The 24,915-nt window shown below is 26.8% G+C and carries 26 protein-coding genes; 3 read left to right on the forward strand and 23 right to left on the reverse strand.

The genetic code is table 11. The features are described 5' to 3' along the window. Positions 1–163: 163 nt before the first annotated feature. The 3 genes from J2Z71_RS06090 to J2Z71_RS06100 are packed head-to-tail and all read right to left on the reverse strand — an operon-like array spanning position 164 to position 3,767. Positions 164–988, reverse strand: coding sequence for a CvfB family protein (locus J2Z71_RS06090; RefSeq protein WP_210060998.1), 825 nt, complete (start codon positions 986–988; stop codon positions 164–166). Then, complete coding sequence (locus J2Z71_RS06095; protein WP_210061000.1) at positions 985–1,590, reverse strand: hypothetical protein; 606 nt, start codon at positions 1,588–1,590, stop codon at positions 985–987. The genes J2Z71_RS06090 and J2Z71_RS06095 overlap by 4 nt, the downstream gene beginning before the upstream one ends. 8 nt (positions 1,591–1,598) lie before the next feature. Beyond that, positions 1,599–3,767, reverse strand: coding sequence for a DNA topoisomerase III (locus J2Z71_RS06100; protein WP_210061002.1), 2,169 nt, complete (start codon positions 3,765–3,767; stop codon positions 1,599–1,601). A 191-nt stretch (positions 3,768–3,958) separates the two neighbouring features. Here J2Z71_RS06100 and J2Z71_RS06105 point away from each other — a divergent pair, with 191 nt between their 5' ends. Next, positions 3,959–5,482, forward strand: a complete 1,524-nt coding sequence (locus J2Z71_RS06105; RefSeq protein ID WP_210061004.1) for a bifunctional metallophosphatase/5'-nucleotidase — start codon at positions 3,959–3,961, stop codon at positions 5,480–5,482. A 25-nt stretch (positions 5,483–5,507) separates the two neighbouring features. Here the strand turns inward: J2Z71_RS06105 and J2Z71_RS06110 are convergent, their stop codons facing one another. The 16 genes from J2Z71_RS06110 to J2Z71_RS06185 all read right to left on the reverse strand — a co-directional run bounded on the left by J2Z71_RS06110 (position 5,508) and on the right by J2Z71_RS06185 (position 19,733). Next, positions 5,508–6,938, reverse strand: coding sequence for a VanW family protein (locus J2Z71_RS06110; protein ID WP_210061005.1), 1,431 nt, complete (start codon positions 6,936–6,938; stop codon positions 5,508–5,510). Next, positions 6,922–7,584 carry an endonuclease III gene (gene nth / locus J2Z71_RS06115; RefSeq protein ID WP_210061007.1) on the reverse strand — a complete coding sequence of 221 codons (663 nt, stop codon included), beginning with the start codon at positions 7,582–7,584 and terminating at the stop codon, positions 6,922–6,924. Before nth ends, J2Z71_RS06110 begins: the two co-directional genes overlap by 17 nt. 6 nt (positions 7,585–7,590) lie before the next feature. Next, complete coding sequence (locus J2Z71_RS06120) at positions 7,591–7,872, reverse strand: DUF503 domain-containing protein (protein WP_210061009.1); 282 nt, start codon at positions 7,870–7,872, stop codon at positions 7,591–7,593. 58 nt (positions 7,873–7,930) lie between these two features. Next, positions 7,931–8,092, reverse strand: coding sequence for a hypothetical protein (locus tag J2Z71_RS06125; RefSeq protein ID WP_210061021.1), 162 nt, complete (start codon positions 8,090–8,092; stop codon positions 7,931–7,933). 83 nt (positions 8,093–8,175) lie between these two features. Continuing rightward, complete coding sequence (locus J2Z71_RS06130) at positions 8,176–8,892, reverse strand: YaaA family protein (RefSeq protein ID WP_210061023.1); 717 nt, start codon at positions 8,890–8,892, stop codon at positions 8,176–8,178. Further along, positions 8,892–9,665 (reverse strand): 3-deoxy-7-phosphoheptulonate synthase, encoded by a 774-nt coding sequence (gene aroF / locus J2Z71_RS06135; RefSeq protein ID WP_210061030.1) that lies wholly within the window; start codon positions 9,663–9,665, stop codon positions 8,892–8,894. Before aroF ends, J2Z71_RS06130 begins: the two co-directional genes overlap by 1 nt. Before the next feature lie 117 nt (positions 9,666–9,782). Further along, positions 9,783–10,220 (reverse strand): type II 3-dehydroquinate dehydratase, encoded by a 438-nt coding sequence (aroQ, locus tag J2Z71_RS06140; protein WP_210061032.1) that lies wholly within the window; start codon positions 10,218–10,220, stop codon positions 9,783–9,785. Further along, the gene (locus tag J2Z71_RS06145; RefSeq protein ID WP_210061036.1) at positions 10,192–11,724 is read right to left on the reverse strand and encodes a shikimate kinase; all 1,533 of its coding nucleotides are present in this window, start codon (positions 11,722–11,724) and stop codon (positions 10,192–10,194) included. Before J2Z71_RS06145 ends, aroQ begins: the two co-directional genes overlap by 29 nt. Beyond that, positions 11,711–12,811 (reverse strand): chorismate synthase, encoded by a 1,101-nt coding sequence (aroC, locus tag J2Z71_RS06150; RefSeq protein WP_210061043.1) that lies wholly within the window; start codon positions 12,809–12,811, stop codon positions 11,711–11,713. Before aroC ends, J2Z71_RS06145 begins: the two co-directional genes overlap by 14 nt. Then, the gene (locus J2Z71_RS06155) at positions 12,801–14,033 is read right to left on the reverse strand and encodes a 3-phosphoshikimate 1-carboxyvinyltransferase (protein ID WP_210061045.1); all 1,233 of its coding nucleotides are present in this window, start codon (positions 14,031–14,033) and stop codon (positions 12,801–12,803) included. Before J2Z71_RS06155 ends, aroC begins: the two co-directional genes overlap by 11 nt. Next, positions 14,030–15,070: a 3-dehydroquinate synthase gene (aroB, locus tag J2Z71_RS06160; protein WP_210061047.1), complete on the reverse strand. Its 1,041-nt coding sequence runs from the start codon at positions 15,068–15,070 to the stop codon at positions 14,030–14,032. Before aroB ends, J2Z71_RS06155 begins: the two co-directional genes overlap by 4 nt. 193 nt (positions 15,071–15,263) lie before the next feature. After that, positions 15,264–15,782, reverse strand: a complete 519-nt coding sequence (locus J2Z71_RS06165) for an acyl-CoA thioesterase (RefSeq protein ID WP_245311195.1) — start codon at positions 15,780–15,782, stop codon at positions 15,264–15,266. Then, a complete protein-coding gene (locus J2Z71_RS06170; RefSeq protein ID WP_210061049.1) occupies positions 15,754–16,686 on the reverse strand; it encodes a pseudouridine-5'-phosphate glycosidase in 933 nt (310 codons plus the stop codon). The genes J2Z71_RS06165 and J2Z71_RS06170 overlap by 29 nt, the downstream gene beginning before the upstream one ends. After that, positions 16,676–17,761, reverse strand: a complete 1,086-nt coding sequence (locus J2Z71_RS06175; RefSeq protein ID WP_210061051.1) for a carbohydrate kinase — start codon at positions 17,759–17,761, stop codon at positions 16,676–16,678. The genes J2Z71_RS06170 and J2Z71_RS06175 overlap by 11 nt, the downstream gene beginning before the upstream one ends. 77 nt (positions 17,762–17,838) lie before the next feature. Continuing rightward, positions 17,839–18,423 carry a thymidine kinase gene (locus J2Z71_RS06180; RefSeq protein ID WP_210061053.1) on the reverse strand — a complete coding sequence of 195 codons (585 nt, stop codon included), beginning with the start codon at positions 18,421–18,423 and terminating at the stop codon, positions 17,839–17,841. Between the two features lie 62 nt (positions 18,424–18,485). Next, complete coding sequence (locus J2Z71_RS06185) at positions 18,486–19,733, reverse strand: dihydroorotase (RefSeq protein WP_210061055.1); 1,248 nt, start codon at positions 19,731–19,733, stop codon at positions 18,486–18,488. 157 nt (positions 19,734–19,890) lie between these two features. Here J2Z71_RS06185 and J2Z71_RS06190 point away from each other — a divergent pair, with 157 nt between their 5' ends. Together J2Z71_RS06190 and J2Z71_RS06195 are read left to right on the forward strand one after the other, a co-directional pair. Continuing rightward, on the forward strand, positions 19,891–20,442 hold the full coding sequence (locus J2Z71_RS06190; protein WP_210061057.1) for a TetR/AcrR family transcriptional regulator: 552 nt from the start codon (positions 19,891–19,893) through the stop codon (positions 20,440–20,442). Positions 20,443–20,452: 10 nt separating this feature from the next. Further along, the gene (locus tag J2Z71_RS06195; RefSeq protein ID WP_210061058.1) at positions 20,453–21,115 is read left to right on the forward strand and encodes a hypothetical protein; all 663 of its coding nucleotides are present in this window, start codon (positions 20,453–20,455) and stop codon (positions 21,113–21,115) included. An 11-nt stretch (positions 21,116–21,126) separates the two neighbouring features. Here the strand turns inward: J2Z71_RS06195 and J2Z71_RS06200 are convergent, their stop codons facing one another. The 4 genes from J2Z71_RS06200 to J2Z71_RS06215 form a co-directional block, all read right to left on the reverse strand. Next, complete coding sequence (locus tag J2Z71_RS06200) at positions 21,127–21,729, reverse strand: peptidylprolyl isomerase (RefSeq protein WP_210061060.1); 603 nt, start codon at positions 21,727–21,729, stop codon at positions 21,127–21,129. 9 nt (positions 21,730–21,738) lie between these two features. Then, positions 21,739–23,058: an MATE family efflux transporter gene (locus J2Z71_RS06205; RefSeq protein ID WP_245311196.1), complete on the reverse strand. Its 1,320-nt coding sequence runs from the start codon at positions 23,056–23,058 to the stop codon at positions 21,739–21,741. Between the two features lie 178 nt (positions 23,059–23,236). Then, the gene (gene map, locus J2Z71_RS06210; RefSeq protein WP_210061068.1) at positions 23,237–23,992 is read right to left on the reverse strand and encodes a type I methionyl aminopeptidase; all 756 of its coding nucleotides are present in this window, start codon (positions 23,990–23,992) and stop codon (positions 23,237–23,239) included. Positions 23,993–23,994: 2 nt separating this feature from the next. Next, a complete protein-coding gene (locus J2Z71_RS06215) occupies positions 23,995–24,903 on the reverse strand; it encodes a tetratricopeptide repeat protein (RefSeq protein ID WP_210061075.1) in 909 nt (302 codons plus the stop codon). Between the last annotated feature and the right edge of the window lie 12 nt (positions 24,904–24,915).

The raw sequence follows: 24,915 nt of genomic DNA on the forward strand, positions 1-24,915 counted from the left end.
AACTTAGTAATTTAGCTATTTTATTTGCCCATTAAAGATTTTAATTGGGGATAAGTATCCTTAAATATCAAATTCCTATTCTGCAACTACCTATTAATTATATAATAACATATTTTTAAAAAAAGTACAAAAAAAGAGGCCTAAGCCTCTTAATTAATTAAATTTATTTTCTTTTTAAAACTATTTTTTCAGGATAAAGTTCTACAAGTCTTGCTTTATATAAAGCACCTTCTGCTTTTTTAAATGCTCCTTTAGAAAGTCCTGTAACTTCAAATATAAGTTCTGGATCTGATTTATCACCAAGTGGTAATACTCCATCATTATCTTCTACAAGTTCTAGTAAAAACTCTGCATCTCTATGCATTTGTTTGTAGCTTTTTTGTCTTAAAGTAAGAGTGATTCTTCCATCCATTAATATTCTTTGAATTCTTGTTTCTATTACATCTCCTACTTTGTATATGCCCTTTAATTCTTGTTTTAATACTAATCCATTATATTTATCTTCAATAGCAACATGAGCTCCTCTATTGTCTATTAAATAAATAGTTCCAAATACAATATCATTTACATTAAATTTATCATTTGTTTTTAATTTCTTTTCAATATTCATAGTTACACAAAGTCTATCTGATTTATCAATATATAACATCATTAAATAGCTTTCTGTAACATTTATTCTACCTACAGTTTCTTTATATGGTAGAAATATATCCTTATCTAATCCAATATTTACAAAATATCCAAATTTAGTTTTAGATACAACTTCAAGTTTTTTAACTTCTCCAACTTTAATAAAAGTTTCTTTTAAAGTTGCAACTCTTTCTCCTCTACCATTGTCATATACAAATACATCTACTATTTCACCTTTTTCAAGTTCTTTATAGCCTTCTTGCTTCGGTAGAAGTATTTCTTCATTTTCTTCTGATACTAAATAAGCACCATGATTTGTAATATTATTAACTTTTAATTTTTGATTTCCTAATTTCATTTTATTAACTCCCCAATTTTTTTACCATATGAAAAAGTATTACTAACTATTTCATTATAAAGTTTCTCATAATTATCTAATACTTTTAACACTTCTAAACCATAATAAGTAAACTCTGGATGAATAGATAAATTTTTAATAATTTCTACTGCAGCAGGAGCATTTTTAAGTTGGTAATATCTAGTTAAAAGTATTCCGAATTTAACAGCTTCTATTGAATTAGTATCTCTCATTAATAAAATTGAAAGTCCAAGTAGCCTTTGTTCATCAAATATATCTTGGGATAATAAATAGGATTCAAAGCCATGAATTGACTCTAATGCTCTATTTTTTTCAAAATATTCTGTCATTACTATAATACTTGATGGATCTCTTTTCATAAATAAGTCTATTCCATTATTTAAATCAAAAGTTTTTTTATTTTTTACAATATCTTTATTTCTTAAATAATCATATTCAAAAGTTCCTGCTTTATATTCTTTATCACTATAAAAGTCTATAAGTGAATTTTCATCTAATAATTTTTTAGATTCTAGATCTAATATTCTATCATAAATTGATTTATATTTTCTAATTTTAAATTTTTTAAAAAAATCTATCATTTAATCTCCTAATCAAATTTTAAATTTTTAAGTGCATCTGAAAGTGATGTATTAACTGGCTCATTTTCATTATCTTGTTTATTTAAAAATCTATTAACATCTGATTTTTTCATTTTATTTTTATTTGCTTTAAATTTCTTATCCATACTTTCCTTAGACTCTCTATATCCACAATTATCGCATATATAAGTTTTCTTGTCACCACTTGATATTAATCTAAGTCTCTTATGGCATTTATTACATCTTACATTAGTAAGAATTGAAATAGTTTCTCTATAATTACAATTATAATCCTCACAAATAAGCATTTCTCTATCTTTTCTATTTACTTTTAATAGATATTTACCACATTCAGGGCATTTTATATTTGTAATATTTTCATGTCTAAATTTATACTTACTCTTTTTAATTTCATCTATATTTTCTCTTGAAAAATCTCTTATTTCAGATAAAAATTCTTTATCCTTTAATTTACCATTTTCAATTTGTCTTAGCTTTAATTCCCAAGAAGCAGTTAACTCTGGACTTTTTAGTCTTTCTGGAACAAGCTCTAGTAATTGAGTACCTTTACTTGTAATTGAAATTTTATTATTTTTATTTTCAATTAAATCAGAACTATATAATTTTTCAATAATATCTCCACGAGTTGCAACAGTTCCTATTCCACCAGTTTCTCTTAGAGTTTCTTTTTTAACCTTACTCATATCACTATCATATTTAGTTGGATTTTCCATAGCTAAAAGAAGTGATCCTTCGTTAAATTTTGATGGTGGTTGAGATTTTCTTCTAGTTTTTTTAATATCTTTTATAGATAGGCTCATTCCAGATTCTAGATTATATATTTTTTGATTTTCTTCTTGCTCTTCTTCATAAGAATCAAGTGCTTTAAATCCAAGAGATAATTCCTTAGTTCCCTTTGCAATAAATACTTCATTATTTACCTTAGCAACTACTTTTACTTCTTCATATTCATAGGGATCCATTAACATAGATAAAAATCTCTTAGCTACTAAATCATAAATTTTATACTCTTTATCTGTTAAATTATCTAAGCTAAGTCTTTCTTCTGTTGGAATAATAGCATGGTGATCAGATACTTTTGAATTATTTACAAATCTTTTATTTGCACTTATATTTTTATTCATTAGCTCTCTTGCAAAGGACCTATAACTTCCAGTTGACATTGCCTTTAATCTATCCTTTAAAGTACCTACAACATCATCTGTTAAATACCTACTATCTGTTCTAGGATATGTTAAGACCTTATGTCTTTCATATAAATTTTGCATTATATTTAAAGTTTCCTTCGCAGAAAAATTATATCTTACATTTGCATCTCTTTGTAGATTTGTAAGGTCATATAATTCTTGTGGATATTTTTTCTTTTTCTTAGATTCTACTTCTACAATTTCAAGTTTTTCATTTTTTATTACATTTATAATATTATCAATTTTACTCTCATCTAAAATAGATTGAACATTATTTTTATTAACCCACTTAAATTCCATAGTATTTGTCTTTAAGTTTATTCCAAAATATTCCTTTGGTATAAAAGATGCTATTTCTTCATCTCTTTTTTTAATAATATTTAATGTTGGAGTTTGAACACGTCCACAGGATAATGGTGTGTTGTATTTTAAAGTTAAAGCACGTGATCCATTTATTCCAACTATCCAGTCAGCTTCTGCTCTTGCCATAGCTGATCTATATAAATTATAGTATTCTTTTCCATCTTTTAAATTATTAAATCCATCTTTAATAGCTTTATCTGTTACAGAAGATATCCAAAGTCTCTTTGTTTTTTTATGACATCCACTCATTTTAAGTATTAGCCTTGCAACAAGTTCTCCTTCACGACCAGCATCTGTTGCAATTACAATTTCAGAAACATCTTTTCTATTTAAAAGTGATTTTACAGTATTAAATTGTGCTCTTGAGTTTTTTATTACACTAAGTTTCATCTCTTCTGGAACTATTGGAAGATCGTCCATATCCCATTTTTGAAATCTTTTATTATATTCCTCTGGCGTACTTAATGTGACTAAATGGCCTAATGCCCATGTAACTATTTTATCATTTGATTCAAAATAGCCCTTATTTTTTCCATTTACTTTTAAAACTCTTGCTATATCTCTTGCAACAGAAGGTTTCTCTGCAAGTATAAGTTGTTTTGACATTTTATAACCTCGCTTTTCCTTCAGTTATTTTATCATACTTAGGAGTATTTCTAAAACATTAAAAATAAAAACTATTTATATTTATACTTATATATATGCTTTTACTTAATATAAAGATATTTAATATTACTAGAAAGTTTTACTTTATTTCATTAAAGATATATGCTATTCTTTTAGAAATGGAGGAATTTATGGAAATAAATATTTTTGCATCATCAGATGTTCATGGATTTATTGATAACTATGATTATGTTAAAAATGAAAATTGTTCTAATTCCTTAGCTGCGATTAATACAGCTTTTAAAAACTCAAATTCCAAAAATAAAATTATAGTTGATAATGGCGATATGATTCAAGGAAATTTTATTGGAAACTTTAACGAAAATATTCCACATCCTGCAATAGATGTAATGAATAAAATAGGATATTCTATTTGGAATCTTGGCAATCACGAATTTAATTATGGAGTGTATAATTTAAAAAATGTTATAAAGCAATTTAATAATACAACTTTAATGGCAAATTCCAATGATGATTTTTTTAAAAAATATAAAATATTAAATATCAATGGAATAAATATTGCCTTTGTTGGAGTAAATACTCCCCTAATTAATAAATTTGAAAGTAAAGAGGCCTTAGGAGATTTAATTATAACTGATCCTGTAATAGAACTAGAAAATATTTTAGAAGATATTAAAGATAAATCAGATGTAATTATTGGTCTTTTTCATATGGGACTTAAAAATGAAAATAGCTATTTAAATAGTGGTGCTTTATCTATTATTGATAATTTAAGTAATAGTAATCTACTTGATGTAGTAATCTGTGGACATACTCATCAAAAAATAGAAGAATTTTTTTATAAAGATATACTTATTACACAGCCCTTTGTCTATGGTAAAAATCTTTCTAAAATCAAACTTGTATTTGATAATAATAAACTTATCTCAAAAAGTTCTTCACTTATAGATATAGAAAGTTTTGAACCTGATGAAAATATTATAGAATATTACAAAACTTATCACGAAAAAATAATAGATTTCACACATAAGACTCTAGGATATATTAAAAACGCAGAAGAAAATAGAAATGTAGATTTAGAAGATAGTCCACTAGCTCATTTTATTACAGATATTATGCTGAGTTTTTCTAATGCAGATATATGCTCCTTTCAAATAGATAATACAAAAGCCTATCTTTCTAATGGACCTTTAAAAAGATTTCATATGTCAAATTTATATTCCTATTCTGGAGGAGAAGTTTCTACATATAAGATTAAAGGTTTCCATCTTAAAAAATATATGGAGTGGAGTGCTTCTTATTTTGATAAAATAGATGAAAAAGTCGTTGTCAATGAAAAAAGATCAAAACTAAAATACAAGACCTTTGATATCTTTGGAAATTTATTATATGAAATAGATTTAGATGAAGAAATAGGTAATAGAGTTAAAAATATAAAATACACAAATGGAAAAGAAGTTAAAGATGATGATAGTTTAATAATTGCAATTAATGAATATAGAATGAATTTTCTAATGTCTGAAAAGGGACCTTTAAGTGGAAATGAGTTTGAAAAACTATCCACTACAAAATACCAAGATGAATTTGGACATAAACATGGCACTATAAGTGGCGATTTAGCTGAACAGTTTTTTGAAAAATTAGAAGACAAAACTTATATTGCAAATAACAATAAATTTTTTAGAATAATATAAAAAAGACCATAAAAATGGTCTTTTTTTAATTCATACTTAATTTTTCTTGTTTTTGTTCCTTAGCTCTTTTTTCTTTGGCAAGTTTTCTTTCTCTAATTTCATCAGGATCTCCCTCACCAATTACTACTACTCTATCCTTTGCTATATAGTTTGAATTTGATAGCTTTTCACTTTTTACAATTTCACCATTTTCTACAAACTCTCTATAAGTTTCATAATAATATCCCTTTGCACCAGATTTTTTTACATCTGTTCTTCCTACTGGAATACTTGTAGAATATTGTTTTATTTCACGAGGATTATTTACAGATACAAGCTTTGGAACAATATTAATATCATATTTTTTAAGTTCTTTATTTCCAAATATTTTAAATTCTAAATTATCTCCATCTGCATAGGATTTAATATAAACTGGATATTTAGAACTATTTTTAAATTTTAAATCTTTATATCCACTTACAACTGCAGCATCAGTTCCAAGAGGCACATAATTTACAGGTCTTGTATGGTTAATTCTTTCAACAACATCTAAATCAGCTCTTATTATTGCATTGTATAAAGTAGTTGAAACTTGGCAAATTCCTCCACCAATACCACTATCTAGCTCACCATTTATTATTACTCCAGCAGATTTAAATCCTCTATCTTCGTTAATATCTCCAACGGTTTCATTAAAAGAAACTTCCATATCTGGTTTTACTAAAATACCATCAAAGAAACTTGCTCCTATTGCAATATTTTCTTTTCTATTAGCTATACTTGCAGAATACTTTGTTGAAAATTCTGAAAGTAATGTATCTATTCCATTGAAATCATGTTTATAGATTTTTGGCTGAATATCTATTACAGGAAGTTCTATTTCTTCTCTTTTTTCTAAGTATCCATTTATTTCTTCCTTAGTTTTTTTAATATCTAAAGTTCTACCTAGTTTTTCAGATTCAATAATAGGCTCTTTTTCCTTTATAGTTAAATTTGCATCCTTTGGCTTTTTATAAATATTTTCTTCAAGTTTATCTATTGCAATATTTACACTTTCTTTATTAAAAGATTCATATAATTCTATATTTTTATGAAATACAGTTGTTCCTACAATTACAAAGAAGTTTTTAAAAGGATTTTTTGTCCTTCCAACATTATAGGCTCTATCTACTGCATCTTCTATATCCACATTATATCCAAGTTCCTTAAAAGGTATAAAATAGTTTTTGTCATTTAATTTTAATGTAACTTGAGCATTTTTATTTTCTTCTTCTTTTGCTTCTTCCACTTTTTTTATAGCCTCTTTTTGACTTAATCCAGAAACTTTTATATTTTCTATTTTTACTCCATGATGTATGTGAGTTTCACGAACTTCATGGGCATAATAAATAAATGTAAATAATATAAAAAAAGCAATGACTGTTGTAATTACAGTTTTTTTGTCCTTTGCCTTTAGCAAATCAATATATTTTTCCATTACCTTCCCCTTTTAAGTAATATCTACAATATGAATTTATATTACACTCTTCACATATAGGTTTTCTTGCCTTACATGTTCTTCTTCCATGAAATATTAATAAATGATGGGCCTTAGTCCACATATTTTTATCAATTTTTCTTTGAAGAGAAGCTTCTGTATCTAAAACATTTTTTTCATCAACAAAACCAATTCTATTAGCAAGTCTAAATACATGAGTATCTACAGCTATTGCAGGTACTCCAAAACAAGTTGAAGCAACTACATTTGCAGTTTTCTTGCCAACACCTGGAAGAGTCATTAGCTCTTTTATAGTATGAGGAACTTCTCCATTAAATTCTTCAATTATTTTTTTAGATGTTCCCATAATACTTTTTGCTTTATTTCTATAAAAACCACAAGGTTTTATTATTTTTTCAAGTTCTACTATTCCAAGTTCTAAATAATCATAGGGCGTATTATAATCTTTAAACATATCCTTTGTAATAGAGTTTACTCTTACATCAGTACATTGTGCAGACAAAATAGTAGCTACTAATAGTTCAAAGGGACTATTGTGATCAAGCTCACATTTTGCATTTGGATATCTTTCATTTAAAAGTTCTAATACTTCCTTTGTTTCATCTTTTGTCAATAATTTTCTCATTTTCTCCTACAACATTTCTATATCATAATCTATAATTTCAACTGCATCAAAAGAGTCAATAAAATTAATTATCTTATTGATCACCTCATCTGCATATACTCTATCTTTAGATACTATAGCAATTCCAATAGTTGCAATTTGCCATAGGTCATTATCAGAAACTTCTGCTATGGAAATATTAAATCTATTTTTAAGTCTTTCAATTAGCGATTTTAAAATCATTCTCTTCTCCTTTAAACTACTAGGAGAATACAATCTAAGTTTAAGTTTACAGCTTCCAATAATCATAATTATTATATCATAATTTCTATTTAAAACATTATGCTAATACAATGTTTTATTAAAATTATGCTTCCTCCTTTTTTAATTTTATATCACTATTATTTTCATTAATTTCAAACTTTTTTATATTCTTATTTTCTTTTCTATTTAAAAACAAATTTATTGTTCCTACAAAACTAATTATAAATGAAATACAAATAAATTTTTTACTTTTCCTATTTTTCATAAATCCACTCCCTATATATATATTACAAAATAAAAGTATTTTTTTAAAGTTTAAAGCAATAAAAAAGCTACCATTATAGGTAGCTAATTATTTAAAATATAAACTATTTTATTTTTTGAAGATAAATCTTCTCTATATATTAAATTTTCTATTTCTATTTTTAAAAGTTCATCTAAATTTTCTATTTTATTTTTTATAAGAGAATTAAGAAGTATCCCTCTACCTTTTTTTGATGTTGTAGAATGAGTTTTTAATTCATTATTTTTTATCTTATAAAATTCAAAATCTATAAATTCATAATTTTCTCTATTTATTAAAGATGAAAATTCATCACTTGCTAGATTAAATATTTTTTCGTTTTTATTTATATTATTATATTCTTCTATCCAGTACTTTTTTAAATTTAAATTATCAACTTTTATCTTTGCATTCATATCTAGTCTATAGGGCGATATATATTTAAGTCCATTTATCATTCCATATAAACTAGACAATATTATTAAATAATCTTTTATATATTTTTCTTCATCTTCAGTAAAATTCTTATCTAATTGTCTAAAGCTAAGTCCATTATATAAATCTATTGCACGAAAAAATGGTTTTTCATAAAAATTTTCATAATAATCATAGACATCATCTAATAAATTATCACTTAATTTTAAAGATTTTTTAAGATTTTCTTTACTTAAAAGACTAATCTCTTTTAAAATACCCTTTGTTTTTTCACTGATAAATAAATCTTCACTATATACTTTTTTAGAAAAATCCATATCCTTAGCAGGTGAAAAAATAATTTTCATTATAAATATTTTCCTCGTATTTTTTCATAATCACTATAAGTAATAGTTTGTTCACCATCACTTAGAGCAGTATCTGGATTTCTATGAGTTTCAATTATTACTCCATCAAGTCCACAGGCAATTGCTGCATCTGTCATAGGTCCAATTAGCTCACGTCTTCCTGTTCCATGACTTGGATCTACTATTACAGGAAGTCCTGTTAAATTCTTTGCTACAAGGGCTCCTGCTAGATCAAGTGTATTTCTTGTATAGTCATTGAAAGCTCTTATTCCTCTTTCACATAAAATAATATCTTCATTTCCACCCATTGCAATATATTCAGCAGCCATAGTCCACTCTTTTATAGTTGCACTAAAACCTCTTTTTAATAATACTGGTTTATTAGTTTTTCCAAGTTTTTTTAATAGAGAATAATTATACATATTTCTAGAACCTACTTGAAAAATATCTACATAATCAATCATTTTTTCTATATCATCTTCACTTAGAACTTCTGTTATAATTGGTAAATTAACATTATCTGCAGCTTTTTTAAAATATTCTAATCCTTCATATCCAAGTCCTTGAAAATCATAAGGGCTTGTTCTTGGTTTAAAAACTCCACCTCTTAAAATATCTACTCCAATTTTTTTAAGATTATTTGCCTCATCTATAATATGTTCTTCTGATTCAATAGAGCAAGGTCCTGCAATAAAAATAGGTTTTTCTCCTCCTATTTCCAAATCTCTAACTTTAATAATTTTCTTTTTTCCAGTTAATTTTAATTTATCCATTCTCTCTCCCATACTTCTATATAAACTATATCTTTTTTCTAATGTTAAAAACTATTTATATACTTTTTATTATAATTTGTCAATATTAAGTATATTATGTATTGGGAGAAACTCCCATTATTGATTGTTTAAATAATCTTTCAAATATTCTATAGCATATTTATATCCTTCAATTCCAAAACCTTCAAAGGATTTTATTACATATTCACGAATAAAATTAATCTGTCTAAAATTTTCTCTTTCTGAAACTTTTGAAATATGAACTTCAACAGTTGGAATATTTACAGCTTTTAGTGCATCTAATATTGCAACACTTGTATGAGTATAAGCTGCAGGATTTATTACAATACCATCATACTTTTTATATGAGTCTTGAATAGTATCTACTATATCTCCTTCATGATTACTTTGAAAATGATCTATTTTTATATTTAACTCACTTTGAAGTTTTTCTAAATATCTTAATAAATCACAGTAGTTTTTATTACCATAAATTTTAGGTTCTCTTAGACCTAATAAATTAATATTAGGCCCATTTACAACTAATAATTTCATCTCTTACAAGTCCTCTTAATATAAAATCTAAAGTTTCGTCTATATTTTCTTTTACAGGTACATATCTATTTGAAATACTTCTATATATATTATATCTATTTTTATAAAGAACTTCTAAACTATTCATATCCTTAGAAAGAGGTCTTCCTATTCTTTCTAATTTATCTAAATCTCTATCTAAAAATATTACATAGCCATTTTGTACTATTGCATTACTATTTTCTTGATATACAGGAGTTCCTCCACCAGTTGCAATAATATATCCAGTTTCTTTTGCAAATTTTTGAATTACCTCAGACTCAATATTTCTAAATTCACCTTCGCCTTTAGTTCTAAAAATTTCAGAAATATTCATCTTTTCTTGTTCTTCAATGTATTTATCAATATCTACAAATTTTCTATTTAATTTTTTTGCAAGTGCTTCACCTACTGTAGTTTTTCCAGATCCTGGCATACCTACAAGTACAATATTTAACATTTCTGCTTTTATTCTCTTTGTAGTTCTCTCTACAACTTCAATTGGAATTTCTTTTCCCAAAAATAATTTTGATGCATAATAAGCTTGGCTCACTAACATATCAAGTCCAGTTGCTGTTTTTTTGCCCATTCTCTCAGCATTTAATATCATTTTAGTTTTTAGAGGATTATAAATAATATCTATAACAGACTCACATTTTTCAAATTGAGATATTTCTACATTACACTCTAAATTATTAGGATACATTCCTATAGGAGTAGTATTTATTATTACTTCTGTATCTTTAAAATCATATAAGTTTTCGTAATTATTTTCTCCATGTCTGCTTATAACAGTAATTGATTTTGCTTTTTCATCTCTTAGTAGAGCTTGAATAGTCTTACTTGCTCCACCACTTCCTAGAACTAAAACATTTTTATCTCTTAATGTAATATTTGCCTTTTTGCACATATACTCAAATCCACTATAATCAGTATTATATCCAAAAAGCTTACCTTTTTTATTTACAATTGTATTTACTGATCCTATTTCCTTTGCTAAAGAAGATATTTCATCTATATATTTCATAACTTCAACCTTGTATGGAATAGTTACATTCATTCCTGAAAATTGTCTTCTGCTTAAAAAGTTCTCTAATTCAAACTCATCCATAGGATATAAATCATATTCATATCCACCTATTATTTTGTGAATATAAGGTGATTTACTATGAGATAATTTCTTACCAATTAAACCATAATACTCCTCTGGAGAGTATTTATTATTATTCATAAGTTCTACTTGATACTCTTTGCTTAGTTGAAATATCTTTTCATATAAAGGCTCTACTGCAAATTTATATTCCTCTTCAACTTGATTCTCAAGCCTTTTTATAATTTCATTTTCACGTCCCCTATCACGAACGGGAACATCTCTTACTCTTTTATATCTGCCGATTTTTTTAGTAATATCCATTCTCTTTTTGAAAACTTCTATTAATTCATTATCAATTTCATCTAATTCTTTTCTTAAATTATCTAATCCCATAAAAATCTCCCAACATTATCAAATCTAATATACTAATCGCAGTTATTGCCTCAATAGCTGGAAGTGCTCTTGGAACAATACATGGATCATGTCTTCCTGCAATTTCAATATTTTCCACATCTTTTTTCTCTATATTTATAGTACTTTGTCTTTTAGCTATAGAACTTGTAGGCTTTATAGCTACTTTAAAGACAATTGGCATTCCACTAGTCATTCCACCAATCACTCCACCGTGATTATTTGTTTTAGTTTTTACAATGCCATCTTTATCATAATAATACTCATCATTGTGAGTGCTTCCCTTTAGCTTTGTAGCATCAAATCCAAGTCCAAATTCTACTCCACGAACTCCTGGAATAGAAAATATACCTGAAGAAATTTTAGATTCTACAGAATCATATAATGGCTCCCCTACACCTATTGGCATATTAAAAATTACAACTTCAATAATTCCACCTACTGAGTCTTTTTCGCCACTAACTTTTTCAATTAAACTAATCATCTCATTTCCCTTATTGTCATTAATAACAGGAAATTCTTTTTCTTTTATATTTATTAAATCTTCTTTTTTTATATTAGCAAGATCTATTTCATCATCATTAATATTATAAATACTTTTAATATGAGATGTTATAAAAATATTTTCTTTTTCTAATATACTTTTTGCTATTGCTCCTGCAATCATAATAGGAGCAGTAAGTCTTCCTGAAAACTGCCCACCACCTCTTATATCATTAAATCCATTATACTTTATAAAAGCTGGATAATCAGAATGTGATGGCCTTGGATTAACTTTTAAATTAGAATAATCCTTTGAAATTTGATTTTTATTTTTAATAATTGCACCTATTGAAGATCCAACACTTACTCCATTAAAAACTCCAGATAAAATTTCAAAATCATCTAATTCATTTCTCTTTGTACTATAAGAGTTTTTCCCAGGACGTCTTCTATTTAACTCTTTTCTTATTAGATTATAATCTATTTTAGTTCCATAGGGAACTCCTTCAATAACAATACCTATAGCTTCTGAATGGGACTCACCAAATGTAGTAATCTTAAATTTTTCTCCGAAACTATATGACATCTATTTCTCCTCCAAGATTTTTAAAATCTTCATAAAAATTAACATAAGATTTATTTACACTTTCTGCACCAAGTATTTCTATTTTTCCTTTTGAAAAATTAGAAGCAATTGTAGCAGACATTGCAATTCTATGATCATTATAAGAATTAATTTTACATTCTTTAAATTCATCTACAGAATTAAAAGAAAAACTATCGCTATATTCCACAACATCTACTCCTAAATTTCTTAACATCTCAATAGTAGATTTCACTCTATTACTTTCCTTAATCTTAAGCCTTTTAGTGTTTATTACTTTTGTATATCCCTTTGTAATAGCAGATAATATACAAAGAATCGGAACAGTATCCGGAATATTTTTTGCATCTAAAATTCTTATATCTTTTTCTTTCTTTATTTTCTCTAACTTAAATTCATCCTTTGAAATATTAAAAAATCCTAAATCTTCTAGAAATAAAAGAGCTTCCTTATCCCCTTGCTTTGAATTTTTATTAAGTCCTATAACTTCAACTCCAGCAGCTAAGAAAAATAAAGCATTACTCCAATCTTTTTCTACAATGTATTTTGTACCTTTAGGAGTATTTTTAATAGTATAGATATTTTTATCTTTAATAATCTCAACACCAAATTTTTCCAAAATATCAATTGTCATATTTACATAATCTTTTGATTGAAGTTCTTTATTTACAATAATCTTACTTTCTTTTTCTAAATAAGATAAAGCTATTAAAAGCCCTGAAATAAATTGAGAACTTATATCTCCATCAAGTTCATAAATTCCCTCTTTAATACTTCCACTTTGAATAATATATTCATTATCTTCTTTAATAAAAGCACCATGACTTGGTATTAAATCAAAATAAATATCATTAGGTCTATTTATTAAACTTCCCTCTCTTATGATTTTTCCATTAAGACCTAATACAGAAATAATTGGAATTAAAAATCTAAGGGTCGTTCCACTTTCTCCAACATTATAAGTATTTGATTTATAAATATTTGGAGGTTTTATTTTATAAATATTTTCATCTAAATCTATTTCACATCCAAGAGATTTTATAGTATCTAATGCCCTTTTTATATCATCTGAAATAGTATCTATTTTTAGAAAAGATACACCCTTTGATAAAGCCGAAATAAAAATTGCCCTTTGAGCATAGGATTTTGAAGAAATCCCATTAATACTTCCTGATATTTTTTTAGGATAAACTACTATATTCATATTTCTTTTCCAAGTTCTATAATATTTTTAAGCTCATTAAAACTTAAAGTTTTACTTATAGTATTTCCTATCTCCGTAGGAATAATAAGATTGATTTTATTATCCTTAATTTTTTTATCATGTTTCATAATTTCTAAGATTTCATCTGTTTTAAAATCATACTCTGTTGGAAGATTATATTTTTTAAATTCCTCAATTAAATCTTTATAAAAAGGCTCACTTGCAATTCCAAGTTTATATGCAGCTCTAGATACATATATCAGACCAATCCCAACGGCCTCTCCATGGTTTATTTCATACTTACTAAGGCCTTCTATTCCATGACCTATAGTATGTCCTAAATTAAGATGTTGCCTTATAGATTTATCTCGAATATCATCTTTAACAAATTCAATTTTTATCTCAAGAGATCTATGAATTAAATATTCATAATCTAGTTTTTCATTATTTTTTAATATTTCAAATAAATTTTTATCTTTTAACACTGAATACTTAAACATTTCTGCCAAACCATTATTTAAGTCTCTCTTCTTTAAAGTATCTAAAAAAGAATAGTCAATATGAACATATTCTGGAAAATAAAAAGTTCCAACTTGATTTTTAAGTCCATTAAAATTTATTCCATTTTTCCCACCAACTGATGAATCAATCATAGACAAAAGAGTTGTAGGAACTGCAATAAAATTTATTCCTCTTAAATAAGTAGAAGCGACAAAACCAGCTAAATCGCCTGTTATTCCACCACCAAAAGCAAGTATTACATCTCCTCTTGAATAGTCATTTTCTGACAAAAACTCTAATATTTCACTATAAGTTTTCATTGATTTTGATTTTTCTCCTTGTGGAAATGTAAAAATATCATAATCAAAATCACATAAAATATTATGAAGCCTATTTCTATAAATAAAATATACATATTCATCAGATATAAGAGCAATCTTTCTATTTTTATTTTTAGATAAATAATCTTTAAGTTCTTGATCTATATTTTGTCCTATATTTATTTCATAGTTGTTTTCTTCTACTTTTAACTTCATTTAACTTCCCCTTTAAATATTCAGCTTCCTTAATAATATCAAATTTTTGCTAATATGTTAAGTTTCTTTCTTCTATTATATCTTATATTTTACAACTTATTAAGCTTTATAAAAGCCTTAATATTCAGAAAAACCTTTCCAAATTTTTTTATTTTAAAATTGAAAAAAAGACTGCTTTTTAGCAGCCTTTTAATTAAAAATCTAAATTTATAATTTTTTTAAATTCTTCGTTTCTCTTTATTTTTTCTTTTAGAATAGCTCTTCTTATCTCATATCCATCTATGATTTTTATTTCTTCTTCACTTTCACCTTGAATTTTTGGAAGAATTTCATCTTCTTCTAATCCCTTAGCTCTAAATGTTAGAAAAGCTAAAGCTCCTAAAAATCTTTCTCCTGTGAAATCATCTTCACCGACAAATTTTACACATATTTCCATTGATTGATTTCCAACACCTGAAATAAATGCTTCAATAAATAAAAATTGTCCTACTTTAAAAGGTTTAATAAAGTCAAAACTATCTATTGATGCAGTAGTAACTGGACCTCTTGCATGTCTAATTGCAACAGAACCTGCTAAATTATCTGCAAATTCAAGTAGTCTTGCTCCATATAGTGTTCCCTTCGTATTTAAATCTGTAGGCATTATAGAATAAGAACTTCTAATTCTACTTTCTGATGTTTTTTTAGATTTCTTTATAATAGTTTTTTGCAATTTCTGCTCCTAATTTACAATTATTTTTAACAAGGGCAATATTTGCTTCAAGAGATTTTCCTTCAGTTACTTCAAGAACTTTACTTAATAAGAAAGGAGTAGCTTCTTTTCCGTGGATTCCTTGTTCTTTTGATTCAATTATTGCTTTGTCTATTGCAGCATTAATTACATCTTCATCCATTGCATGTTCTGCTGGTACTGGATTTGCAACTACAACTCCACCTTTTATACCAAGTTCCCATTTAGTCTTTGCAGTATTTGCTATTTCTTCTGGACTATCTACTCTATAATCTAGATTAAATTCAGATTCTCTTGTGAAAAATGCTGGCATTTTCTCTGTTTTATATCCTAACACAGGTACACCGAAAGTTTCAAGGTATTCAAGTGTAAGACCAATATCAAGAATTGATTTACATCCTGCACAAACTACAGTTACATCAGTATTTGCAAGTTCTTGTAAATCTCTAGAAATATCAAAAGTTGTTTCTGCTCCTCTGTGAACTCCACCAATTCCACCAGTTGCAAAGAATTTAATTCCAACAAGTGAACAAGTAAGAACTGTAGTTGCAACAGTTGTTGCTCCATTTTTCTTATTTGCAACAATATATGAATAATCTCTTGTAGAAGTTTTTGCAATATCTTTTGAAGTTGACATAAACATTAAATCTTCTTCAGTAAGACCTACTTTGATTTTTCCATTGATTATTGCAGTAGTAGCAGGAACAGCTCCGTTTTCTCTAATTATATCTTCACATTCTTTAGCAGTATTATAGTTTTGTGGATATGGCATTCCATGAGATATAATAGTAGATTCAAGAGCAACTATTGGAAGTTTTTTGTCCATAGCTTCTTGTACTTCAGGGCTTATTTCAACATATTTTTTTAACATTTCATTATTCAACATTTTTCATTTCCTCCTCAATTGTTTCAAGAACAAATCTCTCACTATTTGTTCTTTCAGATAAAAGTGCTACACGACTTGCAGCAGTTGCAAATCTAAGTTTATCCTTTAACTTCATCTTTTTTATATTTCCATAAACATAAGCAGACATAAAGGCATCTCCTGCACCTGATGCATTTGATACTTTTATTGGCTTTGATTTTATATATACTAAATTTTTCTTATCAGCATAAATTGATCCATCTTCACCCATTGTTATTACAAGAGACTCAACACCTAGATCAATTAGTTTTTTAGCTGCGATTTCAGCATCTGATATATTTTTTATTTTCATATCAGAAAGTACCATCGCCTCATAAATATTTGCCTTTAAAAAATATATTTTATCTAAAAGATTTTTTATTTTCATTGCCTTTTTAGCTGATACTGCATCTATATAATATTTTTGATCTACCATTTTTAATAAATAATCTAAAGCTTCTTGAGATAAATTAGTATCTAATACAGTACCTACTGAATTTTCAATTATTTTTTTCTTTTTTGACAATAAATTAGGATTTAACTTATCCATTATATCCATATCATTTATTGCAAGTTCCATATCTCTATTTTCATCTAAAATGGCAAGATATACAGAAGTTCTCTCATGTGGAAGTATTATTATATTCTCAGTATCTATACCAAGTTCTTTTAATTCATTTAATATAATTTTTCCCTTATCATCTTCTCCAATTGCAGTTATAAGACTTGTTCTTAAATTAAGTCTTGAAATATTTTCTGCAATATTTCGTCCAACTCCACCAGTTGATTGACTAATATGTCCTGGATTAGAATCCTTATAGACTATACTTTCATTTGTATATCCAAAAATATCAAGATTTGCTCCCCCAACAACAGTAATATATGGCTCATCTCTTAAGATATATCCTCTTCCCAAAATATATCCTTGATTGCTTAAATTATTAATATGAACCGCTACTGATGACCTTTTTATTGAAAGCATCTCTGCAATTTCTTGTTGAGAAAGGCTGGGATTTTTTCTGATTAATTCCATAATCTCTCTTTCTCTTGGTGTCAAAATATCAACTCCTTTAACAATGTTTATAAACTAAACTTTTTATTAGTTTTACTATTGTTTATATTATAAGCTAATCTTTATTTATTTTCAAGTTCTTTTTTTAAGGATTGATTATAACAACGTCTGCAAAGAGGCTCATACTCTTCAGTTGCACCAATTACAATTCTTTGTTCGCTAGATGTTTTTCTTTTAGATACCCAAGCATCTGATCCACAACTTGAGCAAACTGCATGATGTTTATTTAAATAATCTGCCCTTGGCATAAGTTCCTTTACCACTTCAAAAGGTTTTGCACTAAAGTCCATATCAAGCCCTGCTACTACTATTGTTTTTCCCATATTTAATAAATTATTTATCTCACAGACAATATCCTTTATTTCTCCACCTAAAAATTGAACCTCATCTATTCCAATTACATCTACATTGTGACAATTAATAAATTTTTTAATTTCATATATATCATTTACAACTACAGCTGAAAAAGAAGTATTATCATGAGTTATTATTTTTTCTTCCTTTGATCTAGTATCTAATGAAGGCTTAAAAGCAACTGTTTTATAACCTGCAATTGTAAATCTTTTCATCTCTTTTTCAAGACTTGAAGTCTTACCACTAAACATTGATCCTGTATGAACTATTAACTTACCTTTATATTGATGCATATTATTCTCCTTTAAAATTACTTAAATTATATTTTTTAAATTTAAAAAGCCTCTTTACGAGGCTATGCTTTATAAACTATTTCTCCATTACAAATTGTATAATATATTTTACCAGGAAGTTTTTCTCCTATAAATGGTGAATTTTTAGATTTAGAAGAAAAATCTTCAACGCTCCACTCTTCATCTATATCAAAAATAACTAAATCGGCACTTTTGCCCTCTTCAATATATCCTGAATCTAAATTATAAAGTTTCGCTGGATTAATTGTCATTTTTCTTAGAAGTTCTAGAATAGATAAATGTCCTTTATTTACAAGTTCTCTTATTCCAAGACCTAAAGCAGTTTCAAGTCCTACTATTCCACTTGGTGCCTTTGTTAAATCAACATTTTTTTCTTCTTCACTATGTGGAGCATGATCAGTTGCAATAATTTCTATAGTATTATCTATTAATCCTTTTATTATTTCATCTCTATCATATGATGTTCTAAGAGGCGGATTCATCTTTGCAAGAGTTCCATATTTTAAAACAGCATCTTCTGTAAGAGTAAAGTGATGAGGAGTAACTTCTGCATAGACCTTTGCACCTTTATCTTTTGCATATCTTACAAGATCTACACTTCTTGCTGATGAAATATGTTGAATATCAACCTTTGCACCAGTATATAAAGCGAGATTTACATCTCTTGCAACTAAAACATCCTCTGCAATATGTGGGCTTCCATAAATTCCAAGACTTTCTGATACCTCTCCATGATTTATTCCATTTTCCTTAATTAAACTTGGATCCTCTTCATGAAAACTTAAAACTGTATCTAATTCTTTCGCCTTTTTCATAGCTTCTAAAACTATATCTGTATTTCTATCAGGAATTCCATCATCAGAAAAACCTATTGCTCCATTCTCAAGCATAGATTTCATATCTACTAAATCTTTTCCATTGAAGTTTTTAGTAAGTGCAGAAACTGTATAAACATTTATATTTGATTTTTTAGCTTTTTCTAAAAATTCTTTTAAAACCTCTACATTATCTATTTTAGGGCTTGTATTTGCCATACATACAACTGATGTGAACCCTCCACGAGCAGCTGAATTTGAGCCTGTTATTATATCTTCTTTATGAGTTTGACCAGGATCTCTAAAATGAACATGAATATCTATTAAACCTGGGGCTATTATTTTTTTATCTAAATTAATTCCATCTTCTTTAATATTTCCAATTCTTTTAATAATTCCATTTTCAATTTCTATATCAACTATTTCATCTCTATTAGTCTTTGGATCTATTAATCTAGCATTTTTAAAAATCATATAAAACTCCTTTCAAATATAAAATTAACTATCTTATATATTATAGCAGTAAAATCTTTTTTAAAATTTATTTTTTTAATTTATTGACAACTTCACCAAAAGAGTATATATTAAATATAAATCATATGAACGTTGTTCGAATAATAAAGGAGGCTATATGAAAAAACTTGATATTAGCGAAGATGATTTAATTAATATAGGTATTAATATGGCACAAAGAGAAGGACTTTCAAATATTACAATAAGATCCTTTGCAAAAGAGGCAGATGTCTCTGTTGGAACTGTTTATCAATTTTTTAAAGATAAGAATACTTTAATAAATAAAATTATGAATAGTTACTGGAAGGAAACATTAAATTTAGAAGTTGAGAATATCATTGAAAATAGCAGGGATTTTTTAGAATCTTTAGATGAAATTTATTCTTTAATTTACAAAAAATCTTTAGAATTCCATGATTTTTCTCTAAATTATTTAATGAGTTCAAAGTCAAAACCAAGTGATAATACTATGGATTTAAAACTTTTTGCACTTAAAAATAAATTAGAGAAACTTTTAAACAAAGATATAAATGTAAAAGAAAAAATTAATTTAATTACAACTGATGATGAATTTTTAGACTTTATTATAGACAATATTTTGTCTCAAATTAAAAGAAGAAATAGTAATCTTGGATTTTTTAGAAAAACTTTAGAAATTATTTTAAATTAAGAGGTGAATTATGCAAAGAATTATGGAAAGTATTTTTGATATTTGTTATTTAGTTTTTGCAATTGGAATGGGAATTTATCTTATTAAAAATGCAAAAGATAAAATTACAAAAAGTTATGGAATTATGTCTGTTGTACTAGGTTGTGGTGATGCTTTTCACTTAATACCTAGAGTTTATGCACTAAATACTACAGGATTTGAAGCAAATGCTGCAGCACTTGGATTTGGTAAGGCTGTAACTTCTATTACGATGACAATCTTCTACTTAATACTTTATAAAATTTATAAAGACTATTATAAAGAAGACAATAAAAGTTTAACTTTTACAATTTTAATACTTGCAATTATTAGAATTATAATTGGTTTACTTCCACAAAATATGTGGCTTGAATATCATCAACCAATGAATTTTGCAATTTATAGAAATATTCCTTTTGCAATAATGGGAATTATTATGATAATTTTATTCTATAAAAAATCAAAATTAAATGATGTATTTAAAACTATGTATATTGCAATATTTTTGTCTTTTGCTTTTTATGTTCCAGTAGTTTTATTTGCTGAAACTTATCCACTTGTTGGACTTCTTATGATTCCTAAAACTATTGCCTATGCATATATAGTTTATCTAGGATATAAATATTATAAATTAACATTAAAAAACGAGGCTTAAGCCTCGTTTTCTTATTTTACTTCTTCTATTATTACTTCTTCTATTACAACATCATTTAATGGCTTATCTCTAAAATCTACTTGAACAGATGCTATATCATCTACAACTTCCATTCCTTCATAAACTTGTCCAAAAACAGTATGTTTTCCATCTAGCCAATAAGTTCCACCAAGATTTTCATAAGCATCTACTACATCACTTGGATATCCCTTTTTTTCTCCTGCACTTCTCATTTGATTTATAATATCTTTTTCAACAGGTCCCATTTGAACTATAAAAAATTGTGAACCATTTGTATTAGGTCCAGCATTTGCCATAGATAAAGCACCTCTTATATTTCTATAATTCATATTAAATTCATCTTCAAAAGGCTTACCCCAAATACTTTCTCCACCCATTCCTGTTGCAGATGGATCTCCACCTTGAATCATGAAATTATCTATTATTCTATGAAATACTGTTTTATCATAATATTTTTTATTAATAAGTCCTTTGAAGTTTTCCACAGTTTTTGGAGCTGCTTCTTCAAAAAGTCTTATTTTAATATTTCCTTTGTTAGTTTTTAATATTACTACTTCTTCGCCTTTAATTGGTTCTTTTAATTGTTCTAACATTTTTCACCTCTACATAATCTGTTCTGTTTTATGAATATATTTATTCATATTCTCTCTAAATCCATTTGTCTTACTAAATAAATATTTATATATTACAAGTATTACTATTCCCTTTAATACACTTGATAAACTCATAGATGCCCATATTCCATTTAATGCAAAGACAGGTATTAAAAGTTTTGCAAAGGGAATTCTTGCAATATTAAGCACTACAGCATTAATTGCAGGATATTTTGTAAGTCCCATTCCATTTAACATTCCTGTAACGCCTATTTCAATTGCCATAAAAAGTTCTGATATTGCTATTATCTTTAAATACCAAGATCCATATTCAACTGCAATAGGATCATTTGGTATGAATATTTTAAATAGTGGTTTACTAAAGAAAAATAATAAAGCTGTTGCAAATATTCCAAGAACTACAATAATTTTCATTCCCTCTTTTTTTCCTCTTTCTAATCTTTCAAAATCTCTTGCTCCATAATTTTGTCCGAAAAAGGCAGAAAAAGCTTTAGCAAATCCTTCAGCACTCATCCAAGATATAGACTCTATTTGAGATCCTATTGCATATACTGCTATTCCCACTGATCCATAACTTGCTATATATTGATTTAATTTTACACCAACAAGTGCATGAATAATACTTTGAATAGATACAGGAACTCCAAGTCTTAATACATCTTTAATTGATTCTTTATTAAAAGTTTTACTATAATTTATTCTAACATATATTTCTCTATCTTTAACACCAAGATATAGATATAAAAGTGCATTTATAATTTGAGCAATTACTGTTGCAAGTGCTGCTCCTTGGATTTCAAGTCTTGGAAAAGGTCCTATTCCAAAAATTAAAATTGGATCTAATATTATATTAATTATTAAAGATATAAGAGATATTCTAAAGGGCGTTATACTATTTCCCCTTGCATAGAAGGCAGATGACATTGCAGCTGTAGAAAATATAAAAATAAAACCAATTGTTACTATTACAAAATAATCAATTGTCATTTGCTCTAAAATAGGTTCAAGATTATACATTCCAATTATATTATTTCTAAATATTAAATAAAAGGCCATTAAAGCTATACAATTAAATGCATTAACTTGAAAACCACTTCTTACAATTTTTTCTGCAGCTTCATTATCTTCTTTTCCATAGGCCTGTGCAAGCCCTACTGAAATACCTGTTCCTGCTATTAATGTAATAGCTTGAGCTATCCATACAAAAAAACCTGATGTTCCAACTGCCGCAACTGCATTTGTTGATAGTTTTCCAAGCCATAATAAGTCAACTAGAGAATATGCCATTTGAACAAAGGCCGTTCCCATAAGCGGTAAAGAAACTCTAAAAAGAGTACTTGCAATATCGCCTTTAAGTAAATCTATGTCTTTTTTAATAATATCACCTACTCTTAAATTTTTTTAAATAAAATACAGCAATTAATAAATTATTTAATTATTTAATCTATTAATTGCTGTAAATAACATTACTATTTTAGAATTGAATTTAGCAATCTCCTTGGTCTGTTATAATAATTGGACCATCTTTTGTTATTGCTATTTGATGTTCATATTGAGCTGAAAGTGAACCGTCTTTTGTTCTTGCAGTCCATCCATCATCATCAATTACAAGCTCTTTTTTTCCTATATTAATCATAGGTTCAATTGTAAATACCATTCCCTCACGAATTCTAAGTCCATGTCCTGGCTTTCCATAGTGTAGAACTTGTGGATCTTCATGCATTTCCCTTCCTATACCATGTCCTACAAATTCACGAACTACAGAATATCCATTTGACTCTGCATATTCTTGAATAGCATGAGCTACATCACCAAGTCTATTTCCTATTTTAGCTTGTTCAATTCCTTTATACATACTTTCTCTTGTTACATCTAGCAATTTTTGAGCTTCATCAGATATTTCACCTACAGCATAAGACCAAGCTGAATCTGCAAGCCATCCATCAACATTTACAACCATATCTACAGTTACAATGTCTCCTTCTTTTAATGCATATTCTCCAGGAAAACCATGACAGATTTCATCATTTACTGATGCACATATAGAATATGGATATCCCTCATATCCTTTTTGTTCAGGATAAGCTCCTCTTTCTTTTAAAAAGCTCTCTACAAATCTATCTAAATCAATTGTCTTAACACCTGGTTTTATTCTACTTCTTAGTTCGTGGTGAACTTCTGCTAAAAGTTTACCTGCAACTATCATTTTTTGAATTTCTTCTTCAGTTTTTATAATAACCATAATTACATCTCCTTAATAATATTACATAAATCTGGATCTTTTTTAGCCCAATTATAAGCCTCTTTATTTATATCAATAGCCCTTTTTAAATCTATTAATGCATCTTCATCTCTATCTAAATTAGATTTAGAACATGCCCTATTGTAAAATAAATTTACACTATCTGGATTAAAATAAATTCCCTCATTTAAAATATTTATTGCACCATTAAAATCCTTTTTCTCTATATAAATTGCTGACATATTCAAATATATATAGGGATTTTGATTATATTCCTTAGCAGACATATAATACTCAAGTGCTCTATCTAAATCGCCTAAATCCTTATAGATTACTCCCATATTAAAAAGAGCTCTAAAATATCTTGGATTAATCTCTAAACTTTTTTCAAAATATTCTTTAGCTAAATTATATTGTCCCAATTCTTCGTAAATTGCTCCAATATCATTATAGGAAATAAAATCCATTTCATCTACTTCTATACACTTAAATAAATTTTCAAGAGCGAGTTTTTTATTTCCAATCTTATCATAACTATGAGCTAGATAGTAATAGGCCCTATCATAATTTTCATCCTTTTTTATGGCCTCTTTGTAATATTTTATAGATTTGTTGACATCTTGTCCCAAAAAATCATTTACAAGGGCAATACCATAATAAGCCCCACTTCTACTATTATCTATTTCAATTATCTTCTCATATATTTCATTAGCTTCTATATATTCTTCAAATATAAGCTTAATATCTGCCATTTCAAAAAGAGCATCAATTTTCTTATCATCACTTATAGCATAATTATAGGCTTTAAAAAAAGCACCATATGCCTTTAAATAAGACTCCTCTGACAAAAGTTCATTGGCAATTATTATATAATTATTATATTTATTTTCAAAATTTAAATGTTTAACCAAAATATCCTCCAA

It is taken from the genome of Peptoniphilus stercorisuis, assembly GCF_017874395.1.
GTDB lineage: Bacteria > Bacillota > Clostridia > Tissierellales > Peptoniphilaceae > Anaerosphaera > Anaerosphaera stercorisuis.